The following is a 19,856-nucleotide window of genomic DNA, read 5'->3' as shown; positions in this document are numbered from 1 at the left end:
TTACGCCTTTTTAGTCTCCATACATATTTAAAATTTCTTTCGCACGTATGCGTAAACCATCTATTAATTCTCTCGGTTCTAAAACTTGTGCATCTTTTCCAAGCCGATAAAATAGAGGCGTAATAAAATTAATTTCACCTTTATCAATTGTTGAATTTATATATCCTGTCCCATCTTCGTCTACTACAACGAATTCTTCAAGGTAAGGAACGCTTTTGCATTGGCGCACACCCTCTGTCGTTAGTAAAACATGTAACTGAGTAGGAATGTTTATTACGTTAGAGTTAGAGGCGAACCATTCTTCTAAATTCATAAACTTATCTTTATTTTCTTCGGTCGATAATATGGAAAGAATACGATCCACGCGATACAGTAATACTTTGTTTCGACTATAGTCATAGGATGGCAAGTACCATAAACCATCGTGGGCATATACACCGATAGGATGAACATGTTTTGTTTTAATCCCCGATTTAGACTCGTATTGAAAGTGTAAGTTTTTATTTTCAATAGCCGCTGTTAATACTTCGTTTAAAAAAGTTGTCTCAATTGTTCTCTTCGGATTCCAAAAAGCGATATAAGAACGTATTTTATCAACTTTAGCTTTCGCATCATTTTGTAGAGAGCTATACAGTTTATGAGTAACAGAATTGATTTCTGTATTAAAAGGCAAGTTACGATAGTAGCCTAAAGATTGGAAAGCAAAAAAGATGGAGACCGCTTCTTCTTCGGTAAATAAAATGGGGGGAAGCATGCTGCTTGTTAATACTTTATATCCTCCATTACGACCTTGTTCAGCGTAAATGGGTAATCCCATATCACTTAAATCTAAAATATATCTATGGACCGTACGAACGGAAATATTAAATTCATCAGCTATTTCTTGAGCTGTAAATGTTTTTTTTGCAGAAGCAAATATAAGAATGTCTAGTAAACGTTTTGCTTTTGACAAGGATATCACCTTTTTCTTTTTTAACATGACATAAGTTGTCATGTTTTATGGTTAGTATAGTGCTTATAAGATGATTTTATCAATAGAAGCTGTAAGGAGGAAAAGATATGTCACGTGAAATTGTTTTATTTATTGCAGCGAGCTTAGATGGATTTATCGCGAAAGAAGATGATGATTTAGAGTGGTTAATGGAAACAGAAGGTGAGGGAGACAACGGTTATACAGAAATGTACGAAACAATTGATACGATAATTATGGGAAAGAGAACGTACGATTATGTGGTAGAGCATACGGAAACATTCCCGTACCTAGATAAAAAATGTTATGTTTTTTCTAATTCAGAAAAAGGTTCAAACGAACATGTAGAGTTTGTAAATGAAGATGTATTAGAGTTTACAAAAAGGTTGAAAGAGCAGGAAGGATCTAAAATATGGATGGTCGGTGGAGGGAGTCTACTGAGAGAGTTCTTTAAGAATAATTTAATTGATGAATATGTTGTTACGATTACACCTCACATATTAGGTTCTGGAGTTCCGTTATTTAAAGAAAAGAACCCGGAAATTCATTTAACTTTAACGGATACGAAACGTTTTGGCCAATTCGTAAATTTATATTATAAAGTAAAGTCCTAAAGGATAAGAAAACACGACTATTGATGATAGTCGTGTTTCTATATAGATGGCAATGAAATTGTAAAGCAAGATCCGTGATCAATTTCACTTGTGACAGTAATATTCCCGCCGTGTAGTTCTACGATTTCTTTTACGATGGAGAGCCCTAAACCAGTGCCTCCTGTAGCTCTAGAGCGCGCTTTATCAACACGGTAAAAGCGATCGAAAATGTGAGGGAGGTCTTCAGGCGGAATACCTTCTCCCTTGTCCTTAATTTTGATGGAAATATGTTTATGTTCTTCTGTAACAGAAATATTAATATGAGAATGTTCTTTTGAATGTCTATACGCGTTATTTAAAATGTTAGCCATAACTTGTTCAAAGCGTTGCTCATCTAGCTTTACTAAGAGTGAGGAAGGACATGTGAAAACAACTTTAATTTGTTTTTCTCCGTACATCACATTTATTTTTTCAGTGATGCGAGTAAGGAAGGTGTGTAAATGCACTTCCTGTACTTGAATGAAAAAGTTATGCTTTTCCATTTGAGCGAGTGAAAATAAATCTTGAACTAAGTTTGTAATATAATCAGACTCGTCTTTTATAATGGATAAGTATCGTAAACGTTGCTCTGGGGGTGTGTTTTCTTTTAATGCAATGTCAGCATAACCTCTTACGTACGTTAATGGTGTTCGTAATTCGTGAGCAACACTTGCTAGAAATTCACTTCGCTCTGTTTTCATGTAATGTAAATCATTTGCGAGAGTTTGGATAGATTGTGCTAGTTCACCAATTTCGTCATTTCGAGTAGTTGTTAATGAAACGGATAGATCGCCCTTACTCATTTTTTCAGTCGCTTGTTTCATGTGTAACAATGGTTTTGTTAACAAACGTGATAATAGAAAAATGGTGATGGCTGTTAATAGGAAAGTAATGACTCCAGCGATAATGAATTGCCGTGTGAGCCCGTTAACCATTTCTTCGATTGATTCCGTCCCGAGAAACATATATACATAGCCTTCCGTTTTTCCTGCCACTACAATTGGGCTAACTGTACATATATAATTAGATGTTTTCCAATGATTCTCTATAATTGCTCCATCATGATCTGTTCGTGTTTGCATTCCTTCAATATGTTTTTTTATAGTAGTATTTATTTCATTGGATTTAGCTAGTATTTCCTTATTTGCATTTGTAATAATAACAGTTGTTTCAGCTTCGGATTCCATTAAAGCAACATGGGAGATTGTTTGCCTGTCAAAATATTTTTCAAGGACATCTCGGTGACTATTTCCACGCTTTAATAAAGCAGTCATTTCTTCATTCACTCTATTGTTTACAAGGCTATAATAGAGCAAGACAAATAGAACACTTTCGATTAAAAGTGTAACAATTAGAAAATAAAATCCGAGTTGAATAGAAATTCGCTTCATCGTTTTGCTCCTTAGTTTTCAATATCAATCCATCGATATCCTACTCCGTAAACAGTTTTTAAATGGTGATCAATGGGGAAATTTACTTTTCGTAATTTATCACGTAAATTACGAATATGTGAATCGACTGTTCTATCTTCTGTATTTGTATTTAATCCCCAAATTCGTTCAATGAGCTGATCACGGCTTAATACGTAGTTCACATGACGTAAAAATAATCCGAGTAAAGAGAATTCGATTGGGGTGAGAAGAAGTTCTTCATTATGGACAGAAATGAAATGCTTGGCCTCATCCCATAAAATGCCGTGATATTGGATTTGTGCATGTTGATTGGTTCGGCGTAAAACAGCTTCAATTCTTGCGAAGAGCTCCTCTTCGTGGAATGGTTTCGTCACGTAATCATCTGCTCCAAGTTTTAACCCTTGAACGACATCTACCGTTTGATCACGAGCAGTTACCATAATGATAGGAACGTTACTAAATGATCGAATTCTTTTGCAAGTTTCCCACCCATCCATCTTTGGCATCATAATATCGAGTAAAATAAATTTGAAGTTTCGATTTTCTATATGTGAAATAGCTTCTTCTCCGGATGCTGCACATACGCAGTTATATCCGATTGGAGTAAGATAAAGCGTTAATAATTCAAGCATTCTCGGTTCATCATCTACGAGTAGTATATCGATCATAGAGTACCTCCGCATTTGTAGTTATTACTTAAATTGTAAGGCAAAATCATGAAGAAATTATGCAGATTATAATGCATCTGCATAATTTCTTCAGAATTGCTTGTTATTGTAAAGTTGAAATTCCATTTTAGGTAATAATATTGGCTCGAAAACGAATAATACGGAGGCGATATAGTGAAAAAGATGACCCGAATTTTGGGGATAACAATAATTGCAGCAGTCGGTCTTGCGGCATGCGGACAAACGAGTACAGATCATAAAAATCATGAATCTACAGAAGAGAAGAAAACAGAGCAAAAGGAAATGAAAATGAATCAGGAGGTAACTGCGCCGAAAGAAATGAATCAAGGTGCATCGAATGATTTATTAACGACAAGTTTAAAAAATGTAACGAGATTAAATACAAATGATCCTCTGCAAATGGCAGTATTAACTTCGCAAACGATATGGCCAGCAACGCATAAAGAGAATCAGCCAGGCGCTATTATTTTAGTGCCAGTAAGCGAGTGGCAATTAGGTATTGCAAGTGCGGATCTTATTCATCATCCGAATAACGGACCGATTTTATTTATAGAAAAAGAAAAGGTACCCGAAATGACGTTAAAAGAAATAAAACGATTAAATCCGCTCGGAACGAAAGATGGAACGCAAATTATGGTGATGGGGGATATAGGGGCATCTAGCCTAGAGCAATTAAAAGAATATAAAGTAAAGCAAATAAAAGAAACGGACCCAGCTAAATTTGCTAAAGATGTTGATAAAGAATATGCCGATATAACAGGAAATTATCCAAATAGCGTTATTATCGGTTCGTCTGAAGAAGAAGGACGTTTATATACAACACCAGCTGTAAATTGGATTTCTCATATGCCAGAACCTCTTCTATATACTGAAAAAAATAAAGTGCCAGAAGCGACAATAGAGGCATTAAAGACGAGAAAAGATAAAGCGAATATATATGTGTTAGGACCAGAAAAAATCGTTTCGAAAGAAGTAGAAAAAGAGTTAAGTAAATACGGGAAAGTAACGCGTATTAGTGGGGAGACTCCAACAGAAAATTCGGTTGCATTTGCGAAATTTAAAGATGAAAAAACGAAATTTGGCTGGGGATTCACAAAACCAGGTCACGGTTTGTCATTTGTTTCAAGCAAAACACCAGACTTAGCAATTGCGGGAGCACCGTTTTCACATATGGGTAAACATGCCCCTGTTGTTTTGCTTGAGGAAGGAAAAGCTTCACAACCAGTTTATGACTTCCTTGCTACTATTCAGCCGAAGTTTAAGGATGACCCAACACTTGGACCGTATAACCATGGTTTCCTATTAGGAAGTACTAGTGATATCTCATTTGAAACACAAGGGATATTAGATGAGAGGTTAGAGATTGTTCAGGAAAGTGGTCAAGGTCACGGTGGACATTAATGAAATGAGAAAAGACGCTGCTAAGGTAGCGTCTTTTCTTTAGGAAACTTTTACATAGCACAACATCCTTTGCTCGTTATATAATAGCCTTCGTGCAGTCGGCCTTGATTTTCTTATGGAGAAAATCAAATGATAAAAGAGTGGAGGAGTGTTACTTTGTTTCAAACTATAAAAAATGAATGGTTCTCAAATATGAGAGGGGATGTGCTATCAGGGGTTGTTGTTGCTTTAGCGTTAATTCCTGAAGCGATTGCTTTTTCTGTTATTGCAGGTGTAGATCCGACCGTTGGGTTATACGCCGCTTTTTGTATTGCGGTTACAATTTCGTTTGTCGGCGGAAGACCAGGGATGATCTCGGCGGCAACGGGTGCGATGGCATTATTAATGGTCACTCTTGTGAAGGATCACGGTTTGCAATATTTATTTGCTACGACAATAGTAACAGGTATTGTTCAAATTATTTTCGGAGTGTTCAAGCTGAGCTCATTTATGAAGTTTGTTCCTAAATCTGTTATGAGTGGTTTTTTAAATTCACTTGGAATTTTAGTTTTTACAGCGCAATTGCCGCATTTTAAAAATGCAACTTGGCAAATGTATGCACTTGTCGCATTAGGACTTGCAATTATATATTTATTTCCACGTATTACGACGGCTGTTCCGTCTACACTTATTTCAATTATTATTGTGACAAGCATTGCACTTATGAGCGGATTACAGTTGAAAACAGTAGGGGATATGGGAAGCTTACCGAAAGAATTACCGTTCTTTAGTATTCCTGATGTTCCATTTACACTTGAGACATTAGCAATTATTTTACCGTATTCAGTTATGCTAGCGGTTATAGGTTTACTAGAGTCATTATTAACGGCGTCGGTTTTAGACGATATGACACATACGGAAAGTAATAAGCATAAAGAGGCACGTGGACAAGGGATTGCGAACGTTGTTGCTGGTTTCTTCGGAGGAATGGCAGGATGTGCAATGATTGGACAATCTGTTATTAACATTAAATCAGGTGGTCGCGGGAGATTATCGACGTTTGTAGCCGGTGGTTTTTTAATCGTATTGCTATTTGTTTTAGGTGATTACGTTGTTCATATTCCGATGGCAGCTTTAGTTGCAGTTATGATTATGGTTTCGATTGGGACGTTTGATTGGAACTCTGTAGCGACGATTCATAAAGTACCAAAAGGAAACGCATTTGTTATGATCGTAACAGTTGTGATTGTCCTAATTACACATAATTTAGGATTAGGTGTAATTATCGGAACGATAATTAGTGCAGTTTTATTTGCATTCAATATGGCAAAGATTCACGTGAAACATTTGTATATTGAAAATAAGAAAATATACGAAATTCACGGCCAACTATTCTTCGCATCTACGGCAGATTTTATAAATGCTTTTTCATACAATGAAGATGTGAAAGAAATTGAGATGAACTTTACTAACGCACACGTATGGGATGATTCAGCAGTAGCGGCAATTGATAAAGTTATCATGAAATATGAACAGAACGGTGTGAAAGTAAGGATCACAGGGTTAAATGAACGTAGCTCGAAGCTCGTTGCGAATTTAGCTACTTATAATAAGAGAATTGCTAGTTAGAAGCCTCCTTTTTAGGGGGCTTTATTATATAATACGGGTAGGATAACGAAAAGGGGATTCAGCATATGTACAAACAAATTTTATTAGCATGCGATGGTTCTGAACATGCACTTCGAGCAGCCGAGCATGCAACATATATTGCGAAATTTAACGAAGAAACACATGTTGAAGTTGTGTACGTAGTAGATAATAGAACGGCAAAGTCAGATATTATACAAGGACAAACGGATTTAGAAACAATATCAGCTAGTCGAAAAGATAAATTAAAAGAGATTGAGGGTTTATTAAAGAAAGAGAACATTTCCTACAAAATTACGATTCTACATGGCGATCCAGGAGATACGATTGTTCAATATGTAAATACAGGAGATATAGATCTTATTATTGCTGGGAGTAGAGGGCTAAATACACTGCAAGAGATGGTGCTTGGTAGTGTAAGTCATAAAATAGCAAAGCGTGTGAAATGCCCGGTTATGATTATAAAGTGAAACTTTAATCAGTGGGGGTTTTGTTCATCCCCCACTGATTATTAGCCTTCACCAATCGGGCTTTTACGGGCAGTTGATCCCCCACCTAACTTCTTTGCTTTCACTGAATTTTGAGGTGGGGGTCTTACTGCCCGGCGAATAGCGGGGTAAAATGAGTTGAGTGAGATATTATGTAGTGTAAGCAGGACCTTGATATAATTCGAGGTCTTTTTTGATGTATAGAGGGGGAGATTATGGAAATACTAGATATAAGTTTAGAGGGAAGTTGTTAACTTACAAATTTGTAAGTTAGTTGTCAGCGAAATCGATGTTATGAAATTTTTCCCATTGATACAATAAGAATATCAAAGGGGATATAGGGAGGATGGAAGGTATGAAATCATTTCAAAATTTGTCTTATAGCCAAGGGGTAAGTTTAATTTGTTTAGGTGGATTTGCTGGATCTGTTATGTTAGCTGTTTTAATAAAGATGTTTCAGCAAATGTTTTAATCGTATTGTATAAGAAGAAGGGAAATGGTCATTATAAACTACAAAATTTATACTTTAGAGATAAATAAAAAATAGCTCCTAGCGAAAGAAAGTATAGGCTAGGAGCTATTTTTATTTTATTTCTCTGTTTCTGCTTTATCGCTTGTTACGCTAACGTTACCCCATTTATATTGATCTTCTGGTGTATATTTATAGTCTTTTACGCGGTTGTTTACACCTTTTAAATCGAATTTATAATGAAGTGGAATTAATGGTACTTCATCATGAATTAATTTTTGCCATTTATCGTAGACGTCTTTACGATACTTTTCATCAGCAGCCGCTGGAGAAATACCCTGTTTTAATAATTCATTATTTTTGTCATTAGACCAACGCGTGTAATTGAACGATGCATTTTTAGCCCAAATACCAGAAGGGTCTGGGTCAGATGCAGTTCCCCAAGCTCCAGAGAAAATATCAACTTTTGGATCATCCTTTTTAATCATATCGTAGAATGAGTTAAATTCATGTAAGCGACCATCAAGAAGCTCTACTTTTAGGCCGATGTCTTTCCAAGATTGAATAAAGAATTTTGCGAGTGGTTCACTTACATCGCTACCACTCATTGATAAGAAATTAGCTTTAAATTCTTTACCATTCGGATCTTCACGGAATCCATCTCCGTTCGTATCTTTATAGCCAGCTTCATCTAATAACTTTTTAGCTTTCTCTACATCTTTATCGTAAGAACCAACTTTATTGTTGTGATATTTTGGTAGAGATGGTGGGATTGGTGAGTTAGCCGGATAACGTAGGCCATGATATAATTTTTCACCAATTTCTTTTCGATCAATAGCATACGCCATTGCTTGACGTACACGAACATCTTTGAATTTCTCCTTATCCATTACTACTTCTTCTTTTTCTTTATCCATATGGCCTAATTTAAAACCGATATAGCTATAGTATAAATCAGTTTTACCGACTAATTGTGCATTTTTTAATGTACTTACATTTGGATACTGATCTGCACTTACTTCAGCAATGTCAATATCACCATTTTTTAAGGACGCGTTAACAACGGAAGGGTTAACAACTTTTAAAACCATACTTTTTAGTTTTGGTTTTCCGCCATAATAATCATCAAAACGTTCAAATTCAACAGCTTCACCTGGCGTAATTTTCTTCACTTTAAAAGGTCCGAAACCAATTGGGTTTTTACGGATTTTATCAGATTCTGCTAATTTATCGATTGGTACATCTCCTAAGTATTTCTTATGAAGAGGGTATGTCCAAAGCCCAGTTTTCACTGAAGGATTCGGTTCTTTAAACGTAATCGAAATTGTTTTTGGATCCGTTACCTTTATACCTGAAATTTTTTCGGCTTTTCCATTATGGTAATCTTCCATACCTTCAATCATTTGCATTTGAGTGTCATAGCGAGAACCGGCATATTGTTTGTTACCAATCACTAGATAAGAGTATTCTAAATCCTCAGCAGTAACAGGGTTTCCATCATGCCATTTTACATTATCTTTAATTTTAAGGGTAATTGTCTTTTTATCTTTAGAAATTTCATATGTAGCAGCACCATCATTCGTGTATTCCCAGTTTTCGTCATTTGATAATAAAGATTCATCGAAAATTGTAATGACCTGGTTATCAGGATCTCCTTCATATACAGCGAAGTTCAAAAGTCCTTCAAATGGTGTGTTAGAAACAAGACCATATGTTAATGAACCATCTTTAATTTCCTTTTTATCATTTTTAACAGATGCACTAAATTTATTTGTATCTACTTTTTTTGTGCTGCTCGTTTTTTCACTACCACCACTGCCCCCACATGCTGAAAGTAGTAATGTTGAAACCGCAAGTGTACTTAATACTTTGAAAAATTTTGGCTTATTTGTCATTTCTTCCACCCCTTATCCTTTTCTTTGTCTTGCGTCGGCCGAACGACGTAGCGCTTGACCAATAAAATTTATACACAGCATCAATGCTAAAATCATGATTGATGCGGGTAACCAAATCCACCATTTCTCTTGTAATACATCTGGATTTCTAGCATAACTAACAAGTGTACCAAGGCTTGGTGTACTTTCTGGTAGACCAAATCCTAAGAAAGTTAGACCAGATTCAATACCGATGTTTCCAGCAAGATTTAATGTAACACTGACAATGATAATTGAGCTTAAGTTAGGTAGTACTTGAAAAAGAATGATTTTCCAGTTTGGTGTTCCTAATGTTTTTGATGCAGAGACATAATCGAGTTCTTTTTCAGTTAATACTTTTGAGCGAATTAATCTTGCCTTTCCTGTCCATAAGAAAACGGTCATAATTAAAATGAAAGTAAAAATGTTGAATGTAGGAACAAGTGTAATAAAAACAATTACAAGCATTAAAAATGGTAAAACCATGACAAAATCGATAACGCGCATAATGATATTATCAATAGTTCCTCCAAAATAACCGGCAATTAATCCAATTGAAAGACCAATCAAACAAGAAAGAATAGTAATAGCTAGTCCAATTGTAAATGAGTTACGTGTACCAATAATAAGTTGGCCGAAAATATCGCGTCCTCCGTAATCTGTTCCTAACCAATGTTCAGCAGAGGGAGGGGCATAAATGGCGAATAAATCAACTCGTACAATATCTTCTTGTTTCATAATAAAAGATGCTGCGTATACCGCTAGTAATAAGATTGCTAGGAAAAAAAGTGAAAACATTGCTAATTTATCTTTGCGAAGTTCTCGCCACATAATAGAGAAACCAGAAGGACTTTTTTCGTAATGAATAACTTCAGTTTGTTTTTTAGGGTTTGCTAACATTAAAAACCCTCCTTTCTTTAATCAATACGAATACGTGGATCAACGATGCTTAGAATAATATCTGAAAGGAGAGTTCCAAGTAGCGTTGCAAATCCAGTAAACATAACGAGTGCAGTTATTACACTAAAATCGCGTTGAGAGATAGATTGTATAAATAGTTGTCCAATCCCTGGATAACTAAAGATACTTTCCAAGAAGATGGCACCACCAACTAATCCTGTAATTTCATAACCTAAGAAGGCTGCAATTGGTAAGAATGAATTTCGTAAAATATGTCTAGAATAGACTTTTGATTCTGGAACACCCTTTGCTCTTACTGTACGTACAAAATCTTTATGTTTCGTATCGATAATTTCGCTTCGTAAATATTGAACAGTACCAACTGTCGCAATTAATGCGCCGGATAAAGCTGGTAATAGCATGTGATTGAATTTGCTTAAATAGTAAGCAAATGTACCTGTTGCAACTTGAGGATCTACGCTACCGCCAGTCGGAAACAGAGCAAACTTAAATCCGAAAAGGAAGAGCATAATTAGTGCAAATATAAATAGCGGTGTAGCAAAACCTAGATAGTTGTAAAGGGTAATGAGTCGATCAGCCCAGGTATCATTCCAACGCCCACTTATAACTCCGAGTGGTATGGCAATTAAATAAGTAAGAATAAGAATGACAAGTGCTAAAGATACTGTGTTTCCAAGTCGTTCTCCAATTAAATCGGTTACTTTCATTTTATGTGCATAGGAAATACCAAAGTCACCTTGGGCTGCATTTTTAATCCAGCGAACATATTGTGTTGTAACTGGGTCATTTAATCCAAGCTTTTCTCGCTGTTCTTCAATCACTTTTGGATCTGCTTTTGGGTTATTCATTGTTCTACCGGTTAAGGCATCGCCTGGCATTGCTTTAGCTAGTAGAAAGACTAGTATACTTAACACGAATAATTGCGGGATCATCACTAAAAATCTCCGTAATATAAATTTCCACATGTTTTATCACTCCCTTAAGGTAATGCCACCCGGTGAGTTGGCGAGATTGGTTTTAAATCGTAAGCACGACCGTTTTCATTGAAATACTTTTCGTATGATTTTTCGTACTCAGAACTTACTTGTTGACGTAATTTACGTTGTTGTTCGCGGTTTTCTGGACGAATATCAGGAATAGCTGATATTAGGCGTTTCGTATAGATGTGCTGTGGATTATTATAAATTTCTGCACTAGTTGCTTCTTCGACAATGCGCCCGCGATACATTACACCGATGCGGTCACACATATGACGAATTACGCCTAAATCGTGACTTATGAATAGGTACGTTAATCCAAGTTCAGATTGTAAATCTTGTAAGAAGTTTAAAACTTGCGCTTGTACCGACACGTCAAGTGCAGATACTGGTTCATCGGCGATAATAAGTTTTGGTTTTAATGTAAGAGCGCGTGCAATACCAATTCGCTGTCTTTGTCCACCGGAAAATTCATGTGGGTATTTATAAATAGACTCTGGATTTAACCCAACTTTATCAAGGTATTCTTGAACTGCTCGACGCTCTTCATCGGGTGAGAGCTTTTCAAAATTCCGAAGTGGTTCGGCAATAATATCGATAACACGTTTTTTTGGATTCAATGATGAATACGGATCTTGGAAAATCATTTGGATATCTTTTCGTTGTTCTCTTAACTCAGAGCGACTTAATTTCGTTAAATCCCTATTATTAAAATGAATGCTACCGCCTGTCGCTTTCGTTAAGTGCATAATTGCTTTACCCGTTGTTGATTTGCCGCTACCTGATTCACCAACGATTCCATATGTTTCACCAGGTTGTAATTCAAAGCTTACGCCATCGACAGCTCGTACATAATCTAATGTACGTCCGAAGAAACCGCCTTTAATTGGAAAGTGTACTTTTAAATCTTCTACTTTAAGCAGTGCCATGAGTTACGCCATCTCCTTTCTTATGTTGGAAGTTGAAGTGCTTATAGCAAGTACAACGTACCCAATGGTCTGGTTTTACTTCATGTAAAACAGGATTTTCCTCATGTTGATCTGGTCTAACCCAAGGGATTCGGGCTTGGAATCGACATCCAGTGCGAGGAAGCTTCGCTAACGAAGGAACCACGCCTTGAATTACATGCAATTTTTCTTTTTCACCATACGCAGATGGAATGGAGTTTAATAGAGAACGAGTATATGGGTGAAGCGGGTTATTAAAAATCTCTTCTACTGTTCCTGTTTCTACAACTTGTCCTGCATACATAACGACAATACGATCAGCTGTTTCGGCAACAACGCTTAAATCATGTGTAATTAAAATGATGCCCATTTTCGTTTGTTCTTGAATAGATTTTAGTAAGTCTAAAATTTGTGCTTGGATGGTTACGTCAAGAGCCGTTGTTGGCTCATCCGCAATAATGAGTGCTGGGTTACAAGCAATCGCAATCGCGATAACAATTCTTTGTCTCATTCCGCCAGATAATTCGTGAGGGTATTGTTTATATGTAAGTTCTGGTTTTGGAATACCAACTTGATGGAGTAGTTCTAAGGTGCGTTCTTTCTTTTCTGCTTTCGAAAGGTTTGTGTGGTAGTCTAAGTTTTCTTCGATTTGTTTTCCAACTGTCATAAGAGGATCGAGTGCTGTAAGAGGTTCCTGGAAAATCATACCGATGTTTGATCCGCGTACTTTATTCATCTCTGCGGTCGACATAGTAAGTAAATCCTTATCTCTATAGTTAAGTTGCCCTTGTAATTTTGTATTTGCTTCATTATGCAGTCGCATAATGGAAAGGGCAAGTGCACTTTTTCCGCAACCGGATTCACCAACTATCGCGACAATTTCATTTTCATGGACAGTTAACGAAACGTTATCAACTGCTGCATGATATTGATCTTGTATGCGAAAGGAAGTCTGTAAGTTTTCAATGCGAAGAAGTGGATTCTTCATGGTTATCCCTCCATCTTTTCTGAAAAGACTAAATATTTAGTATGTTGTTGCTATTTTAATATAAAGCGATAATGTTTGACAAGAGTAAATATTCAAAAATCTTTTTATATAGAGATGAGATGCAGTAATATAAGGATAAAAACCCTTTTAAAACGCTCACAATTATGGGGTGGATTGATAAATTATTTGTAATAAAAAAGTACTATATGTAGAAAAAAGAGAGGTGTTCTGGAAAGAACTGTCTCTCTTTTTTTTGTAAGTATAATATTATTGTTTAAGCTTGTTTTTGTTTTGTAGATCCTGTATTTAAAGTAAGAGCAAGGAAGAACATTGCAAGGACACAAGAAGCAAGGAGCAAAATGAATCCGCCGTCCCATCCGAATCCATCTACAATAAAGCCCATAGCTGCGCTAGCAAAAGTAGCTCCCCCTAGGTAACCGAAGAACCCAGTTAACCCAGCGGCAGTTCCAGCAGCTTTCTTTGGTGCTAAGTCAAGAGCGTGTAGGCCAATTAACATAACAGGTCCGTAAATTAAAAATCCAATTGCGACAAGTGCGATGCTATCAACCATTGGATTACCAGGAGGGTTTAGCCAGTAAACAAGAACTGCGATAAATACACCGACCATAAATAAAATACCAGCAGGTGCACGGCGTCCTTTAAATAGTTTATCACTCATCCATCCGCAAAGAAGCGTACCTGGAATACCAGCCCATTCATATAGAGCATAAGCTGTACGTGAGCTACTATGAGTAAAGCTTTTTTCTTCAACTAAATAAGTAGGAGCCCAGTCTACAACGCCGTAACGAACGAAATAAACAAAAACGTTAGCGATAGCGATGTACCATAAAAACTTATTGTTTAATACGTATTTAAATAAAATTTCCTTTACCGAAAGTTCGCGTTCACGGTCCGCTACTTTTTCATCTGATGGATATTCCCCAGTATGTTCTTCAATAGAAGGTAATCCGCAAGATTGAGGTGTATCTCTCATCGTAATTAATACATAAATCCCCACTAAAATTGAAAGAATACCTGGGAAGTAAAATATACTTTTCCAGTCATTTGCAAAGAAATATAAGCCTAATGTAACGAGAGAAGGCATAAGCGCGCCGCCGACATTATGAGCGACGTTCCAAATAGACATTTTTGTACCACGTTCACTAACGGAGAACCAGTGAACCATCGTACGACCACAAGGAGGCCATCCCATACCTTGTACCCATCCATTTAAAAACTGAAGTACAAACATAAGTATAATGCTCGTTGTAATGAAAGAAAATGAGCCGAAAATAATATTAATGATACCGGATAAAAATAGCCCAGCTGCTAAAAAGTAGCGAGGATTACAACGATCGGATACGATACCCATAAGAAATTTACTTAATCCGTAAGCGATAGATACTGCTGAAAGGATAACCCCAAGTTCCCCTTTACTAAAGCCTTGTTCGATTAAGTATGGCATTGCGAGTGAAAAGTTTTTTCGAACAAAGTAGTAACCCGCATAACCGATGAAGATGCCTAAGAATACTTGCAAACGCAATTTGCGGTATTCGCTATCAGTGCGATCAGCTGGTAAGCGTTCTGCGTGGGGCGCAGGTTTAAATAATTGTGTGAAAAACATAAAATGAAAATCCTCCCCTAATTAATTGGAAGCGTTTTAAGACAGAGAGAATACAAAAAGGCTATGAAATATAAAAAAGTTCCCTTTTTTATGATTCATAGCCATATACTCCGATTCTCCGTGACTGTCAATATTAACTTCGACGAAAATTATACAACTTTGTGACAAGAATGTAAACGTTTTTATAAAGAAAGTTGTTGACGTATTTTGTTTGTGGGATTAATATTTAAATACGTTAAATATTTTATTGCTTAAATAAGAGGTGGATAACATGCCAAATGATATGACTCATATTGATAAGATTCAAGCTCTTACATTCGCTATAGGAAAGAAAATGCAAACAGAGCTATTAGAACAAATGCAAGCATCAGGACTTACACCACCGCAGTTTTATATTTTAAAGATTTTAGATCATTACGGAGCTTCAAGAGCGACACAATTGGCGGAGAAAATGTACGTGAAACCGAGCGCGATTACAGTAATGACTGATCGTTTAATTGATCATGGGTTAGTAGAGCGCTATCACGACGATAATGATCGCCGCGTTGTTGTCATTGAGCTAACGAAGAAGGGGAAAACTACAGTAGAAGAAGCGATGGCGGCTCGTAATGAGCATATTGCAAAATACTTCTCACACTTAGAATTACAAGAGAGGGAAGATTTGTTGCGCCTCTTTGAAAAGCTAGAAACAATTATTTGTGGGAAACCAGAGAAAAAAGAGAAAAAAGAGAAAAACTAAGAGGAATTGAGGAGATTACATGGAGCAACAAGAAAATCAGAATAGAAAGTTGTTGTTAATCGGTTTAGTAATCGCAATGCTATTTGCTGCATTGGACGGAACAATCGTTGGTACAGCAATGCCGCGTATCGTCGGTGAACTAGGTGGATTAAGTTTAATGACATGGTTAACAACAGCGTACATGTTAACATCAACAACGGTTGTACCGATTGCAGGTAAATTAGCGGATTTACTTGGACGTCGTAACGTATATATAGCAGGATTAATTATCTTTATGGTTGGTTCAGCGTTATGTGGTATGGCAAACGGTATGACAGAATTAATTATTTTCCGTGGTATTCAAGGTCTTGGTGGCGGTATTATGATGCCAATGGCTATGATTATTATCGGAGATATGTTCACGGGAAAAGAACGTGCTAAATGGCAAGGTATTTTTGGAGCTCTATACGGTCTTGCCTCTGTAATTGGACCACAAGTTGGTGGTTGGATTGTAGACGCAGTGAACTGGAGATGGGTATTCTATATTAACTTACCAGTTGGTATTTTAGCGACAATCTTCATTGCAATGGGATTAAAAGCACATAAACAAACAGGACCAATTAAAATTGATATCGCTGGAATCTTCACGATGATTCTCGGTGTTGTAAGTTTATTACTTGCGTTAACGTTTGGCGGGAAAGATTATGCATGGGGTTCTTGGCAAATTATCGGGTTATTTGCACTAGCTGCCATTGGTATTGTTAGCTTTGTTATCGTTGAAACGAAGGCTGAAGAACCAATTTTACCGATGCACTTCTTTAAAAACCGTACATTTACACTACTGAATGCGATCGGTTTCTTTATGAGTATCGGAATGTTTGGAGCAATTATGTTCGTACCGTTCTTTATGCAAGGAATTGTAGGCGTAAGTGCTGCTGAATCAGGAACGATTATGACACCGATGATGATTACAATGATCGTTATGAGTATTATCGGTGGTCAGCTTGTATTAAAAATTGGTGTGAAACCACAAATTATTACAGGGATGCTTATTATGGCTAGTGGTTTCTGGTTATTAACAACGATGGATATGCATACAACTAAGCTTACCGCTACTTCTTATATGATGGTTATCGGTTTAGGAATGGGTCTTGTTATGCCGATATTAACATTAGCATTACAAGAAAGCTTCCCGAAAAAAGATCTTGGCGTTGTAACATCATCAAGTCAATTCTTCCGTCAAATCGGTGGAACGTTTGGGATTACAATTTTAGGATCAATTATGAATAACACTTCAGGCACAACGTTAACAAATAAATTAGTACCTGTATTAGACACATTCCCAAAAGAAGCGGGACAAATGGTAACAAAATTTAAAGATATGATTCATACAGATCCACAAAGTTTATATTCTATGCTATTTAGTCCAGAGGCATTAAAACAAATGCCAGAAGCATTTTCTAATAGCATCGTACCAATTTTGAAAAGCTCTTTAGTGGACTCACTTCATACTGTATTCTTAACAGGATTGGTATTTATCGTAGTAGGTGCTATCTTTACGATTTTCTTACAGAAAATTAAACTGTCTGATCGTAAAAAAGATGCTGAAGAGCCTGCTGTAGAAGAAAAGGAAAAAACTGTATCATATTCGTAATAAAAAAGCATCGCCTTATGGCGATGCTTTTTTTGAGTATAACCTTAAAAGCTTTTTAGTTAGAAATGATTGACGTATTTTTATAAATGCGTTATATTATTTTCTGTAAACGGTTACATGAAATGAGGAGAAAAGAGAATGAGTACGATTAAAGACGTTGCAAAATTAGCAGGGGTATCTGTTGCGACCGTTTCCAGAGTGTTAAATAAAAATGGATATGTCCATGAGGATACATTAAAGAAAGTAGAGCGAGCAATTGAAATGCTAGATTATAAGCCTAGTACAGTAGCGCGTTCTTTATATAATAAAAAGTCTCGTTTAATTGGCTTAGTTGTTCCAAATATCGTGAATCCATTCTTTCCGGAAGTTGCACGTGCTGTAGAAGATGTAGCACATAAGCAAGGATACACAGTTGTACTTTGTAACTCTGATGAAAATTTAGAAAAAGAGAAGCAATACATTGATGTGCTTAGACAAAATAATGTGGACGGATTTATTGTAGCAACGAATCCACAAAATAGTGTTAATTACATGAATTTGTCTACTCCAGTTGTTGCGATTGACCGTATGTTTAATGAGCGCATTCCTACTGTATATGCAGATAACTATGCAGGGAGCCAGGCGGCGACAAAGTTATTAATAGACAAAGGGTGTAAACATATTGCACATATTCGTGGACCGCGTGATGTGAGCACAGCTAATGAACGTTTTGAAGGTTTTGTAGACGTTATTACGCAAAATAATCTTTCTTATATGATTGCAGAGAGTACATTCGATCCAGCTAATAGTGAACAGGTAGCGGTGGAATTATTAGAAGAATATCCGCATATTGATGGAATTGTTGCTGGGAATGATTTAATTGCAATTGGTATTGTAAAGGCTGCACTTCAAAAGGGAATTTCTATTCCAAACGATTTACAAATTATTGGATTCGATGGAATTTCTTTAACTGAAATGATGTATCCATCTATTACGACTGTTGCACAGCCAATTTATGAAATGGGGAAAATTGCAACAGAATTGTTGTTAGAGCAGATGGAAGGAAATCCATTAGAAGAAAAACACTATCGTTTACCGATTGAAATTATAGAACGAAATACAACGAAGTAAGGAGATGAGACAGATGCCAAATATTGCAGTAGTAGGTAGCATTTCAATGGACTTAGTGGCTGTTTCAAAAATACGGCCGAAAGCAGGAGAAACAGTAATTGGTGAAGCGTTTCATACGATACCAGGAGGAAAAGGGGCCAACCAAGCAGTTGCTGCAGCTAGATTAGGAGCAAATGTAGCGATGGTTGGTGCAGTAGGAAATGATGATTACGGAACAGTAGTTAGAAAAAATTTGGAGAACGAACGCATTTTTATCGACTATGTGGTACCGGTTACAGATAGGACGACAGGAATCGCTCATATCGTTTTAGCAGAAGAGGATAACAGTATTGTTGTCGTACAAGGAGCAAATGCTCTTGTAAATGAGTCGATTGTAGATCGTTCAAAAGACCTTCTTGTAAAAGCAGATATGGTTGTTCTTCAACTAGAGATTCCGCTTGAAACAGTAAAATACGTTCTGGCTATTTGTGAGGAGCATAACATTCCAGTTATGTTGAATCCGGCTCCAGCACAAATCTTATCAGAAGATATTTTAGAAAAAGCGACTTATATTACGCCGAATGAACATGAATGTCGCATCGTATTAAATGATTTCACATCACCAATTGAAGAGTTACTTGCGAAATATCCAAATAAGCTATTGATGACGGAAGGGTCTAACGGTGTTCGTTTCCATAACGGAACGGAAGTTGTTCAAGTTCCAAGTATTGCTGTAGACGTAGTGGATACGACTGGAGCTGGTGATACATTTAACGGCGCGCTAGCAGTTGTACTTTCTGAAGGAGAAATACTTCAAAAAGCAATTCGTTTTGCGAACATTGCTGGTGGTCTTTCTGTAACGAAACTTGGGGCACAGGGCGGTATGCCAACAAGAGATAGAGTACGTGAAGTGCAGGTGATTGTCGGATGAAGAAACACGGTGTATTAAATAGTGAAATTGCGGCGGTCCTTGCTTCACTTGGACATACAGATACGATTGTAATTGCTGATTGCGGGTTACCTATTCCTGATGGAGTAAAACGAATTGATTTAGCAGTTGAAATCGGAAAACCTAGTTTTTTAGACGTATTACAAGTAGTTGCTGATGATATGGCAATTGAAAAAGTGATGTTAGCAGAAGAAGTTATTATAAATAATGCAGAGGTAAATAAAGAAGTTGAGATGCGATTAATAGAGCCAGCATTTGAATATGTGTCTCATAAGGAATTTAAAGAGCATACAAAGAGAGCGAAGGCGATTATTCGTACAGGAGAAGCAACGCCTTATGCGAATGTTATTTTACATGCAGGCGTGATTTTTTAATAAAGGGATGTGATG

At 36.7% G+C, this 19,856-nt stretch carries 19 protein-coding genes; 10 read left to right on the top strand and 9 right to left on the bottom strand.

Going from position 1 to position 19,856, the window contains the following annotated elements; translation table 11 throughout:
* Positions 1-10 precede the first annotated feature (10 nt).
* On the bottom strand, positions 11-994 hold the full coding sequence (locus tag MKX66_RS16595; protein WP_341086751.1) for a helix-turn-helix transcriptional regulator: 984 nt from the start codon (positions 992-994) through the stop codon (positions 11-13).
* A gap of 65 nt (positions 995-1,059) precedes the next feature.
* On the opposite strand from MKX66_RS16595, the gene MKX66_RS16590 reads away from it, so the two are divergent.
* Positions 1,060-1,584 (top strand): dihydrofolate reductase family protein, encoded by a 525-nt coding sequence (locus tag MKX66_RS16590; protein ID WP_016101817.1) that lies wholly within the window; start codon positions 1,060-1,062, stop codon positions 1,582-1,584.
* Between the two features lie 38 nt (positions 1,585-1,622).
* On the opposite strand, the gene MKX66_RS16585 is transcribed toward MKX66_RS16590, so the two are convergent.
* The gene (locus MKX66_RS16585) at positions 1,623-2,993 is read right to left on the bottom strand and encodes a sensor histidine kinase (protein WP_002167094.1); all 1,371 of its coding nucleotides are present in this window, start codon (positions 2,991-2,993) and stop codon (positions 1,623-1,625) included.
* A gap of 11 nt (positions 2,994-3,004) precedes the next feature.
* Positions 3,005-3,682, bottom strand: coding sequence for a response regulator transcription factor (locus MKX66_RS16580; protein ID WP_098635228.1), 678 nt, complete (start codon positions 3,680-3,682; stop codon positions 3,005-3,007).
* A gap of 174 nt (positions 3,683-3,856) precedes the next feature.
* On the opposite strand from MKX66_RS16580, the gene MKX66_RS16575 reads away from it, so the two are divergent.
* The 4 genes from MKX66_RS16575 to MKX66_RS16560 all read left to right on the top strand — a co-directional run bounded on the left by MKX66_RS16575 (position 3,857) and on the right by MKX66_RS16560 (position 7,690).
* Positions 3,857-5,104, top strand: coding sequence for a cell wall-binding repeat-containing protein (locus MKX66_RS16575; RefSeq protein WP_341086749.1), 1,248 nt, complete (start codon positions 3,857-3,859; stop codon positions 5,102-5,104).
* A 156-nt stretch (positions 5,105-5,260) separates the two neighbouring features.
* Positions 5,261-6,712: a SulP family inorganic anion transporter gene (locus MKX66_RS16570; protein WP_341086747.1), complete on the top strand. Its 1,452-nt coding sequence runs from the start codon at positions 5,261-5,263 to the stop codon at positions 6,710-6,712.
* A gap of 65 nt (positions 6,713-6,777) precedes the next feature.
* Positions 6,778-7,200, top strand: a complete 423-nt coding sequence (locus MKX66_RS16565; RefSeq protein WP_002010593.1) for a universal stress protein — start codon at positions 6,778-6,780, stop codon at positions 7,198-7,200.
* Between the two features lie 373 nt (positions 7,201-7,573).
* Positions 7,574-7,690, top strand: a complete 117-nt coding sequence (locus tag MKX66_RS16560; RefSeq protein ID WP_002125236.1) for a DUF4027 family protein — start codon at positions 7,574-7,576, stop codon at positions 7,688-7,690.
* 116 nt (positions 7,691-7,806) lie between these two features.
* On the opposite strand, the gene opp4A is transcribed toward MKX66_RS16560, so the two are convergent.
* From opp4A to glpT, 6 genes are all read right to left on the bottom strand, one after another.
* Positions 7,807-9,582, bottom strand: a complete 1,776-nt coding sequence (gene opp4A, locus MKX66_RS16555; protein ID WP_341086746.1) for an oligopeptide ABC transporter substrate-binding protein — start codon at positions 9,580-9,582, stop codon at positions 7,807-7,809.
* Between the two features lie 12 nt (positions 9,583-9,594).
* On the bottom strand, positions 9,595-10,500 hold the full coding sequence (locus MKX66_RS16550; RefSeq protein WP_215590709.1) for an ABC transporter permease: 906 nt from the start codon (positions 10,498-10,500) through the stop codon (positions 9,595-9,597).
* Between the two features lie 17 nt (positions 10,501-10,517).
* Positions 10,518-11,486: an oligopeptide ABC transporter permease gene (opp4B, locus tag MKX66_RS16545; protein WP_215590711.1), complete on the bottom strand. Its 969-nt coding sequence runs from the start codon at positions 11,484-11,486 to the stop codon at positions 10,518-10,520.
* Positions 11,487-11,500: 14 nt separating this feature from the next.
* Positions 11,501-12,427, bottom strand: a complete 927-nt coding sequence (locus tag MKX66_RS16540; protein WP_002140382.1) for an ABC transporter ATP-binding protein — start codon at positions 12,425-12,427, stop codon at positions 11,501-11,503.
* On the bottom strand, positions 12,414-13,433 hold the full coding sequence (locus tag MKX66_RS16535) for an ABC transporter ATP-binding protein (protein WP_215590713.1): 1,020 nt from the start codon (positions 13,431-13,433) through the stop codon (positions 12,414-12,416). Before MKX66_RS16535 ends, MKX66_RS16540 begins: the two co-directional genes overlap by 14 nt.
* Before the next feature lie 274 nt (positions 13,434-13,707).
* On the bottom strand, positions 13,708-15,057 hold the full coding sequence (gene glpT / locus MKX66_RS16530) for a glycerol-3-phosphate transporter (RefSeq protein ID WP_002029809.1): 1,350 nt from the start codon (positions 15,055-15,057) through the stop codon (positions 13,708-13,710).
* Between the two features lie 271 nt (positions 15,058-15,328).
* Between glpT and MKX66_RS16525 the strand changes: the two genes are divergently transcribed.
* The 5 genes from MKX66_RS16525 to rbsD all read left to right on the top strand — a co-directional run bounded on the left by MKX66_RS16525 (position 15,329) and on the right by rbsD (position 19,841).
* The gene (locus MKX66_RS16525; RefSeq protein WP_002140385.1) at positions 15,329-15,796 is read left to right on the top strand and encodes a MarR family winged helix-turn-helix transcriptional regulator; all 468 of its coding nucleotides are present in this window, start codon (positions 15,329-15,331) and stop codon (positions 15,794-15,796) included.
* Positions 15,797-15,815: 19 nt separating this feature from the next.
* Positions 15,816-17,429 carry an MDR family MFS transporter gene (locus tag MKX66_RS16520; RefSeq protein ID WP_044444494.1) on the top strand — a complete coding sequence of 538 codons (1,614 nt, stop codon included), beginning with the start codon at positions 15,816-15,818 and terminating at the stop codon, positions 17,427-17,429.
* A gap of 138 nt (positions 17,430-17,567) precedes the next feature.
* Positions 17,568-18,539 carry a ribose operon transcriptional repressor RbsR gene (rbsR, locus tag MKX66_RS16515; RefSeq protein WP_341086742.1) on the top strand — a complete coding sequence of 324 codons (972 nt, stop codon included), beginning with the start codon at positions 17,568-17,570 and terminating at the stop codon, positions 18,537-18,539.
* Between the two features lie 13 nt (positions 18,540-18,552).
* Entirely contained in the window at positions 18,553-19,449 is an 897-nt protein-coding gene (gene rbsK / locus MKX66_RS16510; protein WP_341086741.1) for a ribokinase, read from the top strand.
* Complete coding sequence (gene rbsD / locus MKX66_RS16505; protein WP_002125248.1) at positions 19,446-19,841, top strand: D-ribose pyranase; 396 nt, start codon at positions 19,446-19,448, stop codon at positions 19,839-19,841. Before rbsK ends, rbsD begins: the two co-directional genes overlap by 4 nt.
* The last annotated feature ends 15 nt before the right edge of the window (positions 19,842-19,856 follow it).

The organism is Bacillus sp. FSL R9-9530 (assembly GCF_038008145.1).
In the GTDB taxonomy this organism is placed as follows: domain Bacteria; phylum Bacillota; class Bacilli; order Bacillales; family Bacillaceae_G; genus Bacillus_A; species Bacillus_A mycoides.
The sequence above is the reverse complement of the archived record's forward strand: the minus strand, read 5'-3'. Positions and strand labels throughout refer to the sequence as shown.

Excerpts from the sequence above, each read along its gene's own strand:
- MKX66_RS16595 (WP_341086751.1), bottom strand. The coding sequence starts at position 994 with ATGACAACTTATGTCATGTTAAAAAAGAAAAAGGTGATATCCTTGTCA.
- MKX66_RS16590 (WP_016101817.1), top strand. The coding sequence starts at position 1,060 with ATGTCACGTGAAATTGTTTTATTTATTGCAGCGAGCTTAGATGGATTT.
- MKX66_RS16585 (WP_002167094.1), bottom strand. The coding sequence starts at position 2,993 with ATGAAGCGAATTTCTATTCAACTCGGATTTTATTTTCTAATTGTTACA.
- MKX66_RS16580 (WP_098635228.1), bottom strand. The coding sequence starts at position 3,682 with ATGATCGATATACTACTCGTAGATGATGAACCGAGAATGCTTGAATTA.
- MKX66_RS16565 (WP_002010593.1), top strand. The coding sequence starts at position 6,778 with ATGTACAAACAAATTTTATTAGCATGCGATGGTTCTGAACATGCACTT.
- MKX66_RS16560 (WP_002125236.1), top strand. The coding sequence starts at position 7,574 with ATGAAATCATTTCAAAATTTGTCTTATAGCCAAGGGGTAAGTTTAATT.
- opp4A (WP_341086746.1), bottom strand. The coding sequence starts at position 9,582 with ATGACAAATAAGCCAAAATTTTTCAAAGTATTAAGTACACTTGCGGTT.
- MKX66_RS16550 (WP_215590709.1), bottom strand. The coding sequence starts at position 10,500 with ATGTTAGCAAACCCTAAAAAACAAACTGAAGTTATTCATTACGAAAAA.
- opp4B (WP_215590711.1), bottom strand. The coding sequence starts at position 11,486 with ATGTGGAAATTTATATTACGGAGATTTTTAGTGATGATCCCGCAATTA.
- MKX66_RS16540 (WP_002140382.1), bottom strand. The coding sequence starts at position 12,427 with ATGGCACTGCTTAAAGTAGAAGATTTAAAAGTACACTTTCCAATTAAA.
- MKX66_RS16535 (WP_215590713.1), bottom strand. The coding sequence starts at position 13,433 with ATGAAGAATCCACTTCTTCGCATTGAAAACTTACAGACTTCCTTTCGC.
- glpT (WP_002029809.1), bottom strand. The coding sequence starts at position 15,057 with ATGTTTTTCACACAATTATTTAAACCTGCGCCCCACGCAGAACGCTTA.
- MKX66_RS16525 (WP_002140385.1), top strand. The coding sequence starts at position 15,329 with ATGCCAAATGATATGACTCATATTGATAAGATTCAAGCTCTTACATTC.
- MKX66_RS16520 (WP_044444494.1), top strand. The coding sequence starts at position 15,816 with ATGGAGCAACAAGAAAATCAGAATAGAAAGTTGTTGTTAATCGGTTTA.
- rbsR (WP_341086742.1), top strand. The coding sequence starts at position 17,568 with ATGAGTACGATTAAAGACGTTGCAAAATTAGCAGGGGTATCTGTTGCG.
- rbsK (WP_341086741.1), top strand. The coding sequence starts at position 18,553 with ATGCCAAATATTGCAGTAGTAGGTAGCATTTCAATGGACTTAGTGGCT.
- rbsD (WP_002125248.1), top strand. The coding sequence starts at position 19,446 with ATGAAGAAACACGGTGTATTAAATAGTGAAATTGCGGCGGTCCTTGCT.